The 16751-nt window shown below is 49.1% G+C and carries 14 protein-coding genes; 10 read left to right on the top strand and 4 right to left on the bottom strand.

The features are described from left to right. Window positions 1–34: 34 nt before the first annotated feature. Both ACTS9Y_RS03745 and ACTS9Y_RS03740 read left to right on the top strand, forming a co-directional pair. Window positions 35–961 (top strand): homoserine kinase, encoded by a 927-nt coding sequence (locus tag ACTS9Y_RS03745; protein WP_442584674.1) that lies wholly within the window; start codon window positions 35–37, stop codon window positions 959–961. Between the two features lie 22 nt (window positions 962–983). Beyond that, window positions 984–1769: a BPSS1780 family membrane protein gene (locus ACTS9Y_RS03740; RefSeq protein WP_442584673.1), complete on the top strand. Its 786-nt coding sequence runs from the start codon at window positions 984–986 to the stop codon at window positions 1767–1769. Window positions 1770–1893: 124 nt separating this feature from the next. Here the strand turns inward: ACTS9Y_RS03740 and ACTS9Y_RS03735 are convergent, their stop codons facing one another. The 4 genes from ACTS9Y_RS03735 to trmL form a co-directional block, all read right to left on the bottom strand. Next, window positions 1894–2499: a PEP-CTERM sorting domain-containing protein gene (locus ACTS9Y_RS03735; RefSeq protein ID WP_442584672.1), complete on the bottom strand. Its 606-nt coding sequence runs from the start codon at window positions 2497–2499 to the stop codon at window positions 1894–1896. 209 nt (window positions 2500–2708) lie between these two features. After that, the gene (locus tag ACTS9Y_RS03730) at window positions 2709–4502 is read right to left on the bottom strand and encodes a Wzy polymerase domain-containing protein (RefSeq protein WP_442584671.1); all 1794 of its coding nucleotides are present in this window, start codon (window positions 4500–4502) and stop codon (window positions 2709–2711) included. Window positions 4503–4509: 7 nt separating this feature from the next. Then, complete coding sequence (locus tag ACTS9Y_RS03725; RefSeq protein WP_442584670.1) at window positions 4510–6678, bottom strand: UvrD-helicase domain-containing protein; 2169 nt, start codon at window positions 6676–6678, stop codon at window positions 4510–4512. Window positions 6679–6903: 225 nt separating this feature from the next. After that, window positions 6904–7368, bottom strand: a complete 465-nt coding sequence (gene trmL, locus ACTS9Y_RS03720; RefSeq protein WP_442584669.1) for a tRNA (uridine(34)/cytosine(34)/5-carboxymethylaminomethyluridine(34)-2'-O)-methyltransferase TrmL — start codon at window positions 7366–7368, stop codon at window positions 6904–6906. 141 nt (window positions 7369–7509) lie between these two features. Between trmL and ACTS9Y_RS03715 the strand changes: the two genes are divergently transcribed. From ACTS9Y_RS03715 to ACTS9Y_RS03680, 8 genes are all read left to right on the top strand, one after another. Beyond that, the gene (locus ACTS9Y_RS03715) at window positions 7510–9162 is read left to right on the top strand and encodes a GspE/PulE family protein (RefSeq protein ID WP_442584668.1); all 1653 of its coding nucleotides are present in this window, start codon (window positions 7510–7512) and stop codon (window positions 9160–9162) included. A gap of 5 nt (window positions 9163–9167) precedes the next feature. Further along, the gene (locus ACTS9Y_RS03710) at window positions 9168–10382 is read left to right on the top strand and encodes a type II secretion system F family protein (protein ID WP_442584667.1); all 1215 of its coding nucleotides are present in this window, start codon (window positions 9168–9170) and stop codon (window positions 10380–10382) included. 236 nt (window positions 10383–10618) lie between these two features. Next, window positions 10619–11041 (top strand): type II secretion system protein, encoded by a 423-nt coding sequence (locus tag ACTS9Y_RS03705; RefSeq protein ID WP_442584666.1) that lies wholly within the window; start codon window positions 10619–10621, stop codon window positions 11039–11041. Next, window positions 11022–11519: a prepilin-type N-terminal cleavage/methylation domain-containing protein gene (locus ACTS9Y_RS03700; RefSeq protein WP_442584665.1), complete on the top strand. Its 498-nt coding sequence runs from the start codon at window positions 11022–11024 to the stop codon at window positions 11517–11519. The genes ACTS9Y_RS03705 and ACTS9Y_RS03700 overlap by 20 nt, the downstream gene beginning before the upstream one ends. Window positions 11520–11551: 32 nt before the next feature. Further along, window positions 11552–12175, top strand: a complete 624-nt coding sequence (locus ACTS9Y_RS03695; protein ID WP_442584664.1) for a type IV pilus modification PilV family protein — start codon at window positions 11552–11554, stop codon at window positions 12173–12175. Next, window positions 12159–12965: a prepilin-type N-terminal cleavage/methylation domain-containing protein gene (locus tag ACTS9Y_RS03690; protein ID WP_442584663.1), complete on the top strand. Its 807-nt coding sequence runs from the start codon at window positions 12159–12161 to the stop codon at window positions 12963–12965. Before ACTS9Y_RS03695 ends, ACTS9Y_RS03690 begins: the two co-directional genes overlap by 17 nt. Before the next feature lie 29 nt (window positions 12966–12994). Continuing rightward, window positions 12995–13405 carry a hypothetical protein gene (locus ACTS9Y_RS03685; RefSeq protein ID WP_442586894.1) on the top strand — a complete coding sequence of 137 codons (411 nt, stop codon included), beginning with the start codon at window positions 12995–12997 and terminating at the stop codon, window positions 13403–13405. Window positions 13406–13454: 49 nt separating this feature from the next. Further along, complete coding sequence (locus ACTS9Y_RS03680; protein WP_442584662.1) at window positions 13455–16547, top strand: DUF6701 domain-containing protein; 3093 nt, start codon at window positions 13455–13457, stop codon at window positions 16545–16547. Window positions 16548–16751 lie beyond the last annotated feature (204 nt).

Raw genomic sequence — 16751 nt, 5'->3', positions numbered from 1 at the left:
AGGTCTGCCCGAAATGGGCGGGCCTGTAAATCACATGTCTGTTTTTACCACCCTGAGTTTGGAAGAAGTACGCGAGTGGCTGGCGCCTTTTAATGTCGGCGAATTGCAGACACTGCGCGGCATTGCTGCCGGTATCACCAATACCAATTATTTTGTAGAAACTACCCAGGCACGTTTTGTGCTCACGGTATTTGAAAAAAATGATTTTGATGAGCTGCCTTATTTTGAGCATTTGCTGGCACACCTGTCACGTCATGGCGTGTTATGCCCAAGGCCGATTGCAGATACCAATGGCGTTGCCCTGCACCGCATTCACGGCAAACCCGCCTTGATGGTCAGTTGCCTCAACGGCAGCGATGTCAGCCACCCCAACCTGGTGCAAATCGAGGCTGTGGCGCTTACCCTGGCGCGTATGCATATTGCCGGCCTGGATTTCAATGAGCAGTCGCACAATCAGCGCGGGCAAGGCTGGCGGGCAATGACAGCCCAGCAAGTGATGCCTAAGCTCGCACCCGTGCAACAACATTTGTTGCAGGAAGAGCTTGAATTTCAACATGGCCTGGATTTGTCCGGCTTGCCGCATGGCGTGATCCATGGCGATCTGTTCCGCGACAATGTGCTGTTCGATGGCGATGCCCTGGGTGGCTTTATTGACTTTTACTATGCCTGCTACGATGTGCTGGCCTATGACGTCGCAATTGCTGTCAATGAGTGGTGCGCAGACGCCAATGGCGTTTTTGTCGATGAAAAACTGGCAGTCTTTATGAATGCCTATCAGTCGGTGCGTGCCTTTACACCCGCCGAGAAAACCCATTGGCCTGCATTATTGCGCCGGGCTGCCTTGCGTTTCTGGTTATCGCGCCTGTATGATTTTCACTATCCAGTTGCCGGTGAACTGACACATGCCAAGGATCCGGCACATTTTGAGCGGGTGCTGCTTAACCGTAAAGCTTTAACGTAAAAAAGATAATAAAGGGAAAGTCATGACAGAAACTGGAACCCAACAGGGCCTGCGCTGGGTGCGCGAGAGTCTGGCCTTGTTTAAAACGCAGCCACATGTATGGATGCTATGGTCACTGGCTTATATTGTGATTTTCAGGGTGTTGCCTTCGCTGGATAAGATCCTGGCATTGCTTTCTGTGGTGATCTGGCCGGCGTGCATGGCGTTTATCGTCATGCTATACCGGCAGATGGATCTGCAGGGTGAGATCCATCCGCGAGTGGTTTGGCAGCAGCTGCAGGCACACTTTAAAACATTAACCTTGCTCGGCCTGAGTTGCCTGATTTATGCATTATTGGCGACGTATCTGCTTGGCAGCGAGTTAGCGGCCTTGGTCGCACATGCACCGACCAAGGCGGGTATGACAGAATCGCAGATGACACAGTTTCTTGAGGGCACCCTGTCATTTATCGTCAAACTGCTGCTGTTACTTTTGCCATTGTTTATTGCCACCTGGTTTTCACCCATGCTGATCGCCCTGAATGGTTACGATTTGCCAAAAGCCATCAAATCCAGCATTGCAGGTATGTTGCAATATATTGTCCCCATGATCATCTCCTGGGTGGTGATGACACTGGGCATGCTGATCGTGATGCTGGGCCTGGGCCTGGTGATCGGTATTCTGGGCGCTTTGATTCCAATGCTGGCGGAGTTGTTGATGCCATTGCTGGTCTTCGGGGCATTACTGGTGATTAATGCCTTGATGTTTGCCTTCCAATATATCAGTTACAAAGATGTGTTCAGAGCTGCGACTGTGGTCCACCACTGATTGAGGTTCACCAGTGATTTAGGTTCGCAGTAATCGGCTGTATAGCCAGACAATAAAAAACGCCTGCAGTTAGCAGGCGTTTTTGTTTTAAGCAATAAGCAATGTGCTTTAAATCATTTAAAGCTTAAGCAATCGTTGCAGCTTTCTTTTGAGTGCGACGACGCATCAAGCCCGTGACTCCCAGGCCTGCCAATAACAAGCTGATGCTTTCTGGTTCAGGCACAGCACTTGCTGTGTAAGTGACGTTATCCACTGTATAAACGCCATAGGCAGATTTATATACCACTTTATCTACCAGCCCATTGAAGCCACTGGCAAAATAGGTCGGGGTAGCACTTAAGCTGCTGAAAATGGTTGATTCAAAAACCAGAATATTGTTTTTATACAGTAAGTATTGGACTGTATCGGGATCACCAAACTCCTCTGTTTCAGGATCGAGTACTGGCTCTCCAAAACCAGATAAGAACGAGCCATTGAACACAAAGGCTGTTGCAGAAGTGAAGCTGTTCGCTGATACGTCAACAAAAGCCCTGGTAAATCCGGAAGCCGGAGTGAATGGGTTTTCATCAACTGTGTCAAAATAAGTCCAGCCAGTCCAGGTAAAACCTTGATAGTTAGCTGGTAAAGCGCCTACGCCGGTCAGATCATCAAAGGTGATCACTGTGGCAGATGCGGCAGATGCTGCGTTGGCAGCGCCTAAAAACGCTAATGCGGCCATCCATTTTTTCATTTTTGACTCCTCATGTGCAATCCGGTTAAGGGTTTGCTTCTAGCTTATTATTAAAAATTGTTTCTAGAATACTAAATCAAATTCAAACTCACAATAGTACGTTTGGGTAATGCTAGGTAAATTTTTTGTCAATGGGGATTGGCTATTTTTTCATTTAAACACCAATGAAAACAATCCATTGCGTGGCGGGTGAGTGTTTAACGCCTGCTTTAATCCGCCAGGCTTTCTCTTTTAGCATCGGCTATGTTTATTTCTGCCAATAAACCTTCAAGGATAGACTGATCCTCGGGGGGTAATTTTTGGAGGTCAGCTGTTAAATTCCCGCCAGCAAGCAGCTGGATTCGTTTGAGATGCTGCATGGCTTCAGTGTGTCTGTGCCGCAGCTCCAGCAACATCACATAGTGCAAGCTGGGAACACGTAATGGAATAAAATGAATCGCACTTTCAACAATCTTTAATTGCACATCTGACTGTGCCGGGTTTGGGCGCATATAGGTGGCCAATACCAATTCAGCGTAAGGTGCCAGCAATGTATGTTCAGCCACCCAGATCATTTCTTCTACAAATACCTGTTTTTGTGAATCAGACATGTCGGCCTGGCTGGCAGCAGTGATCTGCGTTTCAAGTTTTCGATAACCAAGTTGCATGACATATAGCTGATAAGCACCGTAAATCAGCACCGCGATGAGAGAGAACTTCAATAATTGTTGTGCTGACCGTGATAACCGGCGCAGGTCCAGGCTGGCAGTCTCTCCCACGCCGAGCAAAAATGCGCATATGCCTAAAAATGGTGTGTACCATAATGGATATTCCAGCATACTATGTGCGCCAATAATGGCCAGCAATCCAAGCAGCCACCACGACTCCCAGGTGAGTGCGTTCCGTTTGAAAAAACCGTAAGCCCAGATGACCACGCCTAGTAATGCAATGAGTCCGGCGAACAAACCCATTTCAGCTAACAGGTGCAGGAGTAGATTGTGCGCATGTTCAAAAAAGACGCGTGCAGGATTGATGATGGGGTTATCTGACATCAGATAAGTCTGCCAGCGCATTTGACCCGCACCTATACCCAGCCATGGCGACTGGTTAAACAGGGCGAGGCTGGTATGCCAGAACTGCCAGCGCAATGAAGCGGATGGTGTGCCCATCGTCTCCATCGTTCGGGTGATAGGTGTCTGAATCAATGCTTGCGGCAGAAAAGTGGTCAGCAGGATTTGTAATAGAAAAAAAAGTGGTAGCAGGACCAGGCTGATGTGGAACAGTTTTTTGGCAGTGCTCGTGTCTTTCGATTGGTGTCGCAGCCCCATATAGAGTAAAAAATTCAGCAATGTGATGATGGCTAAATAAAGCACGGAACTGCGTGAGCCCGAAAACGACAATAAGGTCAAACCTGCCAGTAACCCTGTCATCAGCGTTTTAAATCGTATCTGTTGCTTGCTATATAAATACATCAGCGAAACAATGGCCAGATTGATAAAGTCTGAAAACTGATTGGTTTGAGCAAGCATGCCGTAGCTTTGCAGTGTGGGGATAGGCACCTGCCATCCCAACCGCTGCAGGATCTGTAATACAAAAAAACCGGCATTGATTGCTGCCGCGAGCACCAAGGCCCTGGCGAGGGTGCCTGCTATTTTCTCTGCACTCAGATGTAGGCTTAAGTGGCGCCCCAGGATCGTTAGCAAGCACCCCCATAACAGATAGAGTTGAATCAATAAGTTATGTTGTGGTGAAAGCTGGGCTTGACTCAGTAACTGCAGATTGCAGATGAGGAACAGCCCTGCAAAGACGAGGCCTATCCTGGGCATTTGCATGGCTTGCAAGTAGCTTTGATTCAGTAATCCCAGCAATGCCAGCAACCCTAAAACCGCTGCCAGCCACTCCCCATAAAAGGTTGCAATCGGAATATCGTGGTAGGCAATGATGAACGGCAGGCAAAACATCATCGCCACCAGGTACAGGCTGGCATGTGGCGATGTCACTCTGAGCGCAAGCTGTTTCAGCATGCCTTAATCAGATTTTTTCCAGCTTGGCATATTCGAGCATCAGCGTTTTTAATCCCGCGCTGCCAAAGTTGACTTTCACCGCCAGATCACTGGTGTTGCCTTCATAGCTGACCACCACACCTTCGCCAAATTTGCCATGGCGCACGCTTTGGCCGATTTTGAAAGGATAGCCAGCTTGCGTGCTTTTGGCCGGGGTATATTGGCCGCCAGTGGCGTAAGTCTTGGCAACAGGTTTACTGTTGAGCCGCTTGGTCAGCGCTTCAGGGATTTCATCAATAAACCGCGAGGCGATGCCGTAACGCACCTGCCCATGCAGCATGCGACTTTGCGCGTAGCTTAAATACAAACGCTGGCGGGCACGCGTCACCGCGACATACATCAGGCGGCGCTCTTCTTCCAGTCCGCCATTTTCATAGGCGGCCTGCTCGTGTGGGAATAACCCTTCTTCAACCCCGCCGATAAACACGCTATGAAACTCCAGGCCTTTCGCCGCGTGCACCGTCATCAATTGCAAGGCTTCATGGCCAACATCGGCCTGGTGGTCGCCGGCTTCGAGGCTGGCATGGTTAAGAAACTGCGTCATCAGGTCAGCATCCTCTTCCATATTATGGTGGTTGCCTAAATCCTGTTTGCTGAAGGCGACGGCTGCCGTGACCAGTTCCTGCAGGTTTTCAACACGGTCTTCGCCTTCTTTGTCATTCTGGTAATGCGCCATCAATCCACTCAGGTTGATGACCATTTCTGCCACTTCACCCAAAGTGATGCCATAGGTCTGGTCGACCATATGGCGGATCAATGCCACAAAACCGTCCAGGCCTTTGCTACCCAGCATGCCTTCGCCAACCTTGTTGGTAGCTGCCTGCCATAAACTGCATTCGTTCTGGCGGGCGGCTTCTTGCAATTGTTCCAGGCCACGTGCGCCTATACCGCGCGGCGGGAAGTTGATGATGCGCAATAACGCGGTATCGTCGTTGGCATTGGCGATCAGGCGGATATAGGCAAGCGCATGTTTGACTTCGGCACGCTCAAAGAAACGTAAGCCGCCATAGACGCGGTAAGGGATATTGGCCGAAAACAGCGAGTGTTCCAAAATACGCGATTGCGCATTGCTACGGTAGAGCAGGGCGATATCGCTAAGTGGCACGCCTTCGCTTTGCAGCATATTCACTTCATCGACAATGAATTGAGATTCATCCGTATCGTTATAGGCTTCATAAATACGGATAGGCTCGCCTTTGCCTGCTGAAGTCCATAAGTTTTTACCAAGACGGTTGCTGTTATTGGTGATGATGGCGTTGGCGGCATCCAGGATATTGCTGTGCGAACGGTAGTTTTCTTCCAGTTTGACGATGTTCTCTACTTTGAAGTCGCGCTGGAAATCGGTCATGTTGCCGACACGTGCGCCGCGGAAAGCATAAATACTCTGGTCATCGTCACCCACGGCAAAAATACTGTTGTGCGCACCGCCCAGCAGTTTTAGCCATAGATATTGCAGGCGGTTGGTATCCTGGAATTCGTCCACCAGGATATATTGGAAACGCTGCTGGTAATGCGCGCGGATATGCGGCTCGCGTTGCAACAATTCATAGCAACGCAACAGCAGTTCTGCAAAGTCAGTCACGCCATCACGGTTGCATTGCTGGTCATAGGCGGCGTAAATCTCACGCAGTTTCTGGCTGTGCCCGTCGTAAGCATCGACGGCATCTGCGCGTAAACCTTCTTCTTTGCAGCTATTGATATAACCCATGGCTTGCTTGGGTGGATATTTTTCGTCATCCACATTCATGACTTTCATCACGCGCTTGATGGCAGAGAGCTGGTCGGCGGTATCCAGTATCTGGAAAGTGCTGGGCAATCCGGCTTCACGATAATGCGCACGCAACATGCGGTTACACAAGCCATGGAAGGTGCCAGCCCACATGCCACGCGTGTTGATCGGCAGCATGCTGGTCAATCGCGTCAGCATTTCTTTGGCGGCCTTATTGGTAAAGGTCACCGCCATGATGCCCATGGGCGAAGTTTGCGAGGTCTGGATCAGCCAGGCGATGCGGGTGGTCAGCACCCGGGTTTTGCCGCTGCCCGCGCCTGCCAGGATCAGCGCCGAAACGTGCGGCAGGGTGACCGCTTGCAGTTGTTTGTCGTTGAGGCCCTGTAATAAATCGATGTCAGATTGCATGGCATTATTATCGCATGATGTGGCATTTGAGCAGAGATTACCGCGCGATCAAATCGGTATTCATGCGCATAAATAATTCGGCTGGAACTTTTTGAATTTGTGCGCACTCATACAAATACGATGATGATGAATCATCTTTCCGCTTCTTTCCTCCCTGAGCGGAAGCCTTTACGATGAGGCCTGTTGCCCCGATTTACCCCTTAATCGGGGCTTTTTTTGTCCGTTTCAAACGCCACCGGTAAAACCCGTCTGGCGCCAGGCTTCATATAAAAGAATCGCAGCGGAGTTTGACAGGTTCAAGCTCCTGCTATGCGGCAGCATGGGTAACCTGACTCTATGCTCAGGTGCGAATTGTGCACGAATATCTTCCGGCAGGCCGCGTGACTCTGGCCCAAACACAAAGACATCTTCGTCTTGAAATGCCAAGTCTGTATGCCTGGTGCTGCCTTTGGTAGTGATGGCAAACATGCGTTTTTCTTGCAAGGCTTGCTGGCATGCGGCCCAGTTTTCATACACCTTTAATGCTGCATATTCGTGATAATCGAGCCCTGCTCGCTTGAGGTGTTTGTCTGATAGCTCAAAGCCCAAAGGTTTGACCAAGTGCAGGTTGGCACCGGCATTGGCGCATAAACGGATGATATTTCCGGTATTAGGCGGAATCTCTGGTTCGAAAAGCACGATATGAAACATGTTTAGAGGCTTGTTTACAAATGTAAGATTGGATTGTTGGTGATATGATAGATGAAAATATCTATTACGATAAATAATTAAAAAGCCATGGCACGCCCCGAAAAAATTAGACTAGGAGAAATTCTAGTCAGACAGAATTACATGACTCAAGCTCAGCTGGATCAAGCGCTGGAAGAACAGCGCAAGACTGGCCGCCGCCTGGGTCGCGTCATCGCCGATAAGGGGTTTGCCAGTGAACGGCAAATTGCCGAGGCAGTGGCACATCAGCTGAATATTCCATTTCTTGATCTGGGCCAGTACGAGCTTGACATCAAGCAGGTGCAAAAGCTTCCCGAAGTCCAATCCAGACGTTTCCGTGCCATTCTGCTAGAAGAGCGCATCGATAGCTTCCTGGTCGCCATGGTCGACCCTTCAGATGTTTACGCCTACGATGAGTTAGTGCGGCTGCTTAAGCGCGATATTGAAATCGTTGTCGTGCAGGAAAGTCTGCTGATGCAGACCATAGATCGCTCTTACCGACAAACCGAACAAATCTCTTCCCTGGCACTGGAACTGCAAGAGGATCTGGCCGCCAGCAATGTGGATCTCGCCAGCCTGATGGGCGTAGACCTGGGCATTGATGATGCCCCGGTTGTAAAACTGTTGCAGACCATTTTTGAAGATGCGGTGCAGGTGCGCGCTTCTGATGTGCATATCGAGCCGCAAGAAAACAAGTTGTTGATCCGTTTCCGTATTGACGGCGTGATGCACTTTCAAACCCAGGCGGATATGAAAATCGTTTCCGCACTCATCATGCGCTTAAAAATCATGGCCGGCCTGGACATTTCCGAGAAGCGCTTGCCGCAGGATGGCCGCTTCGGGTTCACCGTCAAAGGCCGTGCGGTCGATATGCGTATTTCTACCATGCCTACCCAATATGGTGAAACCGTGGTCATGCGGCTGTTGATCCAGAATACTGCGCATTTCCAGCTAGACAAATTAGGCATGCCGCCGGAGTTACTGGCGCGTTTCCGGAAAATGATTAATAGGCCGAGTGGCATGGTGCTGGTCACCGGGCCGACCGGTAGCGGTAAAACAACCACGCTGTATTCTGCATTGAGTGAACTGAATACGCCTGAAACTAAAGTGATCACGGTTGAAGACCCGGTCGAGTACCGTTTACCTGGCATCATCCAAACCCAAGTCAGTGAGAAAATCGAACTCGACTTCCCCAAGTTATTACGTGCCATTTTGCGTCAGGATCCGGATATCGTGCTAGTAGGCGAAATGCGGGATGAAGAAACCGCCCAAACTGGTCTACGCGCATCCATGACGGGTCACCTGGTGTTATCCACATTGCATACCAACGATGCTTCCACTGCCCCGGTGCGTTTGATCGATATGGGGGTACCGCGCTTTATGGTCGCCATGTCTTTGCTAGGCGTGATGGCACAACGCTTGATACGCTTAATTTGCCCGCACTGTGCCGTAGATCATGCTCCGAATGAAAATGAAGCTGTCTGGTTACGTCAGGTGTTACCGCAAGAGCAAATTCCCGCCTTTTTCAAACACGGCAAAGGTTGTCAGCATTGTAATCGCACAGGCTATCTGGGCCGTATCGGTTTGTACGAATTGCTTGAGATGACTAACGAGCTGGCGCTGGCAGCCAACATGCCGGACACCAACGTTTTTATTACTAAAGCGCGCGAAAAACTCAAAGGGCAAACCTTGCGCGACCAGTCTTTGCAACTCGCTTTACAGGGTAAAACCACGCTTGAAGAAATCATGCGTGCAGATAACCAGTTTGAAGGGTAGAGCTGATGCCACTATTTGATTACAAGGGCCGTAGCGAAGATGGTTTGATTGTGACTGGTACGCAGGAAGCGACGGATTTTGATGCACTGGGCGCTGCGCTCATGGTCTCAAAAATCACCCCTCTAGAAATCAAGCAAAAATCGGTCGTCTCGGTTAATTTTAATTTGTTTGAGGAAAAAGTCACCAGTCTTGATGTGATGTTATTCAGTCGCCAGCTTTATACCTTGCTTAAAGCTGGCATTCCCATCATGCGTGCCCTGAGTGGCATCCAGAACTCTGTAGGCAATGCTCAGCTCGCCCGTGTGGTGGGCCAGTTACGGGTAAGCCTGGATTCCGGGCGAGAATTATCTGCTGCGATGGCAGAACACCCGAAAGTCTTTGATGGCTTTTATATCAGCATGATCCGGGTCGGTGAAACGACTGGTAACCTGGACAATATCTTCCTGCGGCTAGCTCAGCATATCGAGTTTGAGCGGTTTATGCGCGGCCAAATCAAAGCTGCCTTGCGGTATCCCATGTTTGTGATTAGTGCCATGGCCATCGCGATTGTGGTGATCAATATCATGGTTATCCCGCAGTTTGAAAAAGTGTTTGCCAGCATGAATGCTGATTTGCCTTTCATCACGAAAATGCTGATTGCATTCTCAAGTTTTATGCGTAACTACTGGTTTGTGCTGATTGCAATGATGGTAGGGGCTTCCTGGACATTTAAATCCTATATCCGCTCTGCTGAAGGGCGTGCGAAATGGGATCGCGTCAAAATGCGCATTCCTATTGCCGGGAAAATTATTTTTAAAGGCACTATGGCCAGATTTGCACGTAGTTTTGCATTATCTACGCGAAGCGGCCTGCCGATTCTCTCAGCACTGAGGCTGGTTTCGCAGACGGTTGAGAATGAGTATATTGCAGTGAAAATTCTCAGTATGTCCTCTGGCATTGAGCGTGGTGAGACTATTCTAAGAACAGCCACCCAAACCGGTGTGTTCAACCCTCTGGTATTGCAAATGATCGCAGTGGGTGAAGAATCTGGCTCGCTGGATGATTTGATGCAGGAAATTGCTGATATGTACCAAGCAGATGTCGAGTACGACGTTAAAACGCTAGGCGCTCAAATCGAACCGATTCTGATTATTTTCCTGGGCGTTTTAGTATTGATTTTAGCTTTGGGCGTGTTTTTACCCATATGGGATATGAGTTCAACGATGCTTAAGGGTGCGTAAGCAATGGCAATGATGCTGTGAGCAGGCAAAGTTTTTACTTATAGATAAGCTAACTATTAAAAGATTGTTGCATTTAACCGATAACATTAAATATTGTCGCATTAGTAGTTGTGGCGATGCGAGTTGGCAAATAGGACCAAAATTGTCTGGCACACTATTTGCTTTTTACTAATTAACGCAGTTTTTACCTGTCACTGTGAGAATAAAGGCAGGGAATTTTGATTAGGAGTCTTTCTATGAATAAACAGGCTGGCTTTACACTGGTTGAATTGGTTGTGGTCATTGCAGTATTGGGGATTTTGGCAGCAACCGCATTGCCAAGATTTGTGAATGTGCAAAGTAAAGCGCTCATCGCTGCGGGTGCAGGGCTGCAAGGCTCCATTAGGTCAGCTGCTAACATGGCGCGTGCTTCGTGGATTGCTAGTGGTAGTTCAGGTACTACTATCAAGATGGATGGTGTTGATATTACGGTTGATGGAACTTCAGGATGGCCAGTCGCTGCAAGTATTAAAAATGCATTGCAAGATACTGGAGACTTTACTGAAACCACTGCCGGCAATGGTATTTTTGAGAAAAAATCAGGCGCTTGTACTGTTACTGTGACATATGCTCCTGGAACCGGGAACGCAGCAGTGTCAAATGCGAACTGCAACTCTTAGTGGATTGGGCAACTCAATCGCAATGAAAGGCTTTACGCTTGTTGAGCTTGTTGTTGTGATTGCCCTGTTGGCGATTTTGGCGGCAGTTGCTGCGCCAAGATTCGCCAGTGGCGATATCTTCGAAACCCGCGGTGACGCGGGTTTACTTGCTTCTAGCATCCGGTATGCACAAAAAACTGCCATCGCTCAGCGCAAAATCGTGTATGTGATACATACTGCCAGTCCTTTACCAGGTAAGGTGAGTTTATGTTTCGATCCAGGCTGCAACCAGGCCGTGATCAATCCAGAAACTGGCGGGGCGTATATTTTTAGTGTTTCAAAAAATGTCGAAGTTTTACCATCTAACGCCAGTCTTGGATTTGATTCTTTGGGGCGGGCCGTACCGGACATCGCGGCAAGCTACAAAGTCATTAATAAAAAAAATTTTGCTCAGGTAGTGAACATCCTGGTTGAGGCAAATACCGGTTATATCCACTAATATGCCATCTGCTTGGCAGGCGAGATGATGCAATGACCAATACAGACAACAATCATATTAAAAAGCGATCTCGCTTTTATCGACAGCCCGCCAAAGGTTTTACTTTAGTGGAGTTGGTGGTATTTATTGTGATCGTCACGACTGCTATCGCTGGCGTTCTCGGTGCTTTGGCATGGATGAGTGGCCACTCTGCTAACCCTCTGGTACGCAAACAAGCGCTGGCGATTGGCGAATCACTCATGCAGGAAATCCAGCAGATGCCATTCACTTTCTGCGATCCCGATGATGCAAATGCTTCCACCGCTAACGGTTATGGAGATTGCACAAACCCACAGAATGCAAGTTTAAACGGCCCGACACCTGCAATTGAAAGTCGCTACAGTGCAAACAACCCTTTTGATAATGTGGCTGATTATGGTGGGTTTAAGATGCCGGGCGGCGGCTGCACCGGTATTTGCCGTATCGGGAGCTCAACGGCCCTGGCCGGACTCAATGCATATGCAGCTTCGGTGTCAATTGTGCAGGCTGGCGGCAGTGGTGCGTTTGCCGGGCTGCCTGCGGATGCCGTGCTGCAGATCGATGTCACCGTGACAGGCCCGGTCAATACTACGATACGACTCACTGGTTTCAAGGTCCGTTATGCGCCAAAAATTTAAACCATTCAGGGTATCGGTAGCGGGCTTTACTTTAGTGGAGCTGGTGGTGGTCATCGTGGTCGTAGCGATTCTGGGCGGTATTTCGGTCACGTTTATCAAAAATTCGGTGCTCGCCTATGTCAACTCTGAAGCCTATTATGAGCTGGCAGACCGTGCAGACGTGTCTTTGCGTCGTATGTCTAGAGATATCAGAAATGCGTTGCCCAATAGTGTGTGGGTAGGAGATGGGTCATACGTCGAGTTCGTGCCGATCAAGGCCGGTGGGCGTTACAAGCAGGATACGCTGGATTTTTTGACAGCTAACTCGCCGCCATATACTTTCACCGTTCTGGGGGATATGGTGCCCATAGGGAGCGGTGATCAATTGGTCATTTATAACCTGGGAATTGAGGGCGCAGATGCCTATGCAGGCAATACTGTACGTACGATTTCTGGCAGTACCGCCAGTACGCTGACATTCTCAGGCACTATGTTTCCGCTGCCGTCACCTGCCAACCGTTTTTACGTGGTCAATGGTGCGGTGCTGTATGTTTGCGATCTCGCAAATAAACGCTTGTTAATGTATTCCAATGTTGCAATCCCCGCTACGCCACAAGCTTTACCTCAGCACCCCACAAGCTTTTCAGGACTTACTCCAAGCATTGTTGCCGAAGATGTGACGGGTTGCAGTTTTACTTATACCGAAGGGGTGATGCAGCACTCTGGGGTGGTCACGGCACAACTTGAACTTTCCAAACGGGGTGGTGTTGTGAGGTTGCTGAACTTGATAAATGTGGTGAATTCGCCATGAAAACAAGGTTTGTTCGCCAAAATGGTTTGATGCTGCCTGTGGCAATATTCTTACTTGTGATACTGGCCGGGCTTGTGGGTTATGCCATGCGGTTGTCTTTGCTCGCCAACATGGGCACGACGCAAGACATACAAGGCGCGCGTGCCTATCTGGCAGCAAGAGCCGGTATTGAATGGGCGGCGTATAAAGTGTTATCCCCTGGTTCAACGACTATGGAAGTCTGTCCTACGCCACCTTCACCATTTGTGATCAATGGTTTTAATATTGTGCTGACTTGTAGCCGAGTGGTGCCGAAAGATAAAGGCGATACCCAGGATATCGGGATTTACACGATTACATCAAGGGCTTCTGTGGGATCAGCGGGAGCGCAAGACTATATCGAGCGAGAGATCAAAGTCACACTTAGTCGGTGCCTGTTTGGCAGTGAAGAGTGTAATTAAGAGGAAGCATATTGTGCGCTGTTTCAGTCGACTCCTTTTGCAACTAGGCATGTATATATGCCTGGGGTTAGTTTCTAACCCTTTGTTTGCCGTGACACTGAATAGCAGTGGTGGGACCAATGCATCTAATGGTTTGAAAGTATTCATCGATACGACCGGGCAGATGCAAGTGATCAAGTCCGGTAACGGACAGTTATACCGGCAGTCAGACGAGCCTTATCACAGGCGCTTGTATAACGGAGTCTTTGTTCGTTCAAACGGGGTGATGTATGGCCCTTCAAATGACGTGTCCAACAGCACTGGCTCCGCGCTTACCGCTTTGCAAAATGCAACGGTAGTGATGGGGCCTACTCCTGCAACAGTCTCTCAGGGTGTCACGCAGACAACCACCACTTCTTTTCGAGCCGGGCCCGCCAATAGAACGACAGGGCCAGATGTCAGAATCAACTGGAAGTACACTTACCCGCTAGATTATGTCACTGCAGAAGTCACCATCACCATTACTGATCTGACGGTGAGTAGTAGTAACCCGGTTCGCTACTATCATATGGTTGATACGTTTCTTGGCGGTAATGATTGTGGATGTGGGGTGACTTTCCCCGCAGATAAAAACCGCCCGCAAACAGTAGGTACTTATCCATGGGCTGGACGTTGTGCATCTGGAGACACCACCTCTTCTGTCTCATGTCCATCCACAACTGCATTACCGCAAAATCTCGATGTGGTAGAGAGTTTCCGCGAGCGTAATGGCAAGTTCAGTGCTTATTGTGTAGGTAGCTGGAGCTCTTTCTGGACCAACAATGAAGCATGTTCAATGTTTAAGACACAGCCATTGAGTAGTACTGTAAACAACAGGCTGATCGATACTGGCGTCGCAATTGAATACGATTTCACCTCTGTAGGTGTGTATACATTTAGCTATGATTTTGTGGTCGGGTCAACCTATGTCCCGGCTTACGACCACATTGAAATCCGCCATCCGGGGACTGCTTCTTTATGTCCGGTAAATGTGCAGGTGATGGCTTGTTTAACATCAGCTGTTCCATGCCCGGATAATCAATTAATAAGCTCAGGTGCTTTGCTGGGTGATTTGGTCGTCTCAGGCACACCTACCGTCACTAAAACACCCAATGAACAATTCAACATCGGCTCAGCAGGCGCCATTGAAGACTTTGCGTTGCAGGCGAATGCAGCAGGTGTTTCTGTGCTTGGCGCCAGTGGGATGACCACACAACCGCTAAGTGGCGTGAAGTGCTGGAATACAACGACCAACTCACAAAGTTGTAGCTTAACTTTTACGAATACCCCGTGTGTCAGTACTTATGAATGCATGGAAAACAGTCTGGATTTTAATAACCTTCCAACGACGTCAACCAAGCGCAACCCGCTCTACACCAAGGTATTTGGCAAGGATATTGAGATGGATGTAGTGGCAGTGCTGGCGAGTGGGGCACAGTCCAGTGGTTACAATGCCACTCCCGGACTCACTGTGGATTTGGTGGTTGAGGAAGCAGGCGGTTGTGGATCAACTGTCGTTGCCTCTCAAACCGTGCCTTTTACTACCTCTGATAATGGACGGAGAAAAGTGACTTTTACGGCCTCAGCACCCAATATGTTGCTTGGTACCTACCCTAAAAATGCCAATCCGGTTTTACGGTGCAAAGTGCGTGATTTGTTGTTGAATAAGTCAGGATGTTCATCGGATAACTTTGCGCTTCGCCCTCAGGCCTTCACGGTGTCATCGACCAATGCAGTGGAGACGGCCTCGGCAGCGACCCCATCGTCAACGGTTAATCCTGTATTCAAGGCAGCAACAGATAATTTCAATCTGACGGCTAGCACAGGCGAGTCTGGCTACACAGGAACGCCCCAGATTAAAGCTAAAGAGACTGGCACTGGCGGATATAACCCGTTGATCGCACACACGGGGCAACCATCCGTTGGAAGTTTGATCGGTGGTTTTACTGCTGCAGCCTCTGGAAAAAGTTCGACCAACTTTAAATACAGTGAGGTCGGGCATTTCAAGTTTAAGCCACAAGCCGTTTTTGATGATACTTATGCCGCTGTTGACACCGCAATGGATGACTGCGAAAAAGCTGCACCTAACCAATTTAATAACGATTCAGCGGCAACCCCGAAAAAATATGGTTGTGCATTTGGCAACACCATAGAGAGCAGCTATTTTGGCCGATTCATTCCAGATCGGTTCAAGATCGAGCCAGGTGCTATCGAGTTAGCGTGCGGGACTTTTGTCTATTATGGGCAAGATACTCCTGCGACAACCACCCCTTCTTCGCCAGGTGTCCCAGGCATCAAGACACCGTTTACGCTCAGCGCGATTAATGGCAATGGACAAGTGACCCAGTACTACACTGGTGCTTATACCAAGTTTGCTTTAACTAGCTGGGATAATTTCAGTTTCACAGCCAGCCCGCTCAACGGTGCCACTTTTGCTGCCAGTGATTCGACCCCTGTTGTGAGTGGCAGCTGGCTTGATGGTACCGCAAATGTGGTGGCACGACACAAGCTGACTCGCCCGGCAAACCAGGTGAACTCCCAGCCGGTCACCATTAAGGCTCAAGTACAGCAAAATGAGGGAACATCACTGTTGCTCACTCCAGTCGTGGTGACCACGATCCCTACACAAGTGGATATTGGCATCGTCAGTCCCCGATATGGTCGCCTGGTCATTATTCCGGCACATGGGTCGGAGTTATTGCCCTTACCTGTCCAGATGGAGGCTCAGTATTTGAGCGGCGGGAATTACATCAGAAGTCTGGGCGACGGTTGTACAAGTATTGCACCCTCCAGTGTGGTGATGAAAAATTACAGGGGTAATTTGAATGCCTGTGAGACGCAATTAACTGGTGGCCCGCTCATGGGTAATGGTGTATTGAATATGGTGCTTTCAGCGCCAAAAATTGGAAGCAATGGTCGACCAAATAGTGGCAGCGTTGATCTGGAAGTGAATCTACGTGCTAAAGCTGTGCCTCCTGCGGATATAGAAAGAACATGCATCAGCGCAGCCGAGTCAGATGCGACAAGTGGAGTGATCCCCTGGCTGGGTGGGCCGGATCCTGTTGGCCGCGCCTCCTTCGGCATTTATAAAGCGCCCATCATCTATATGCGAGAAAATTTCTAACTTTGCCAAAACCACCTGAACAGGTGGTTTTGTTCTTTTAATCCCAGGATTGAAGTGCCGAATCAGGCACTAAAGTTGCTAACACTAATTAGCAGCGTATTTGTTGACAGTATTTGTAACTAATACATCAAATTTTTCAAGCTTTTGCCATCAGGCGTAGTGATTGCACCTCAATAGATGGTTTTTTAGCATACAATGTTTTAT

This window comes from Methylophilus sp., assembly GCF_052173275.1.
In the GTDB taxonomy this organism is placed as follows: Bacteria; Pseudomonadota; Gammaproteobacteria; order Burkholderiales; family Methylophilaceae; genus Methylophilus.
This window is presented reverse-complemented; position numbering and strand designations above follow the sequence as displayed.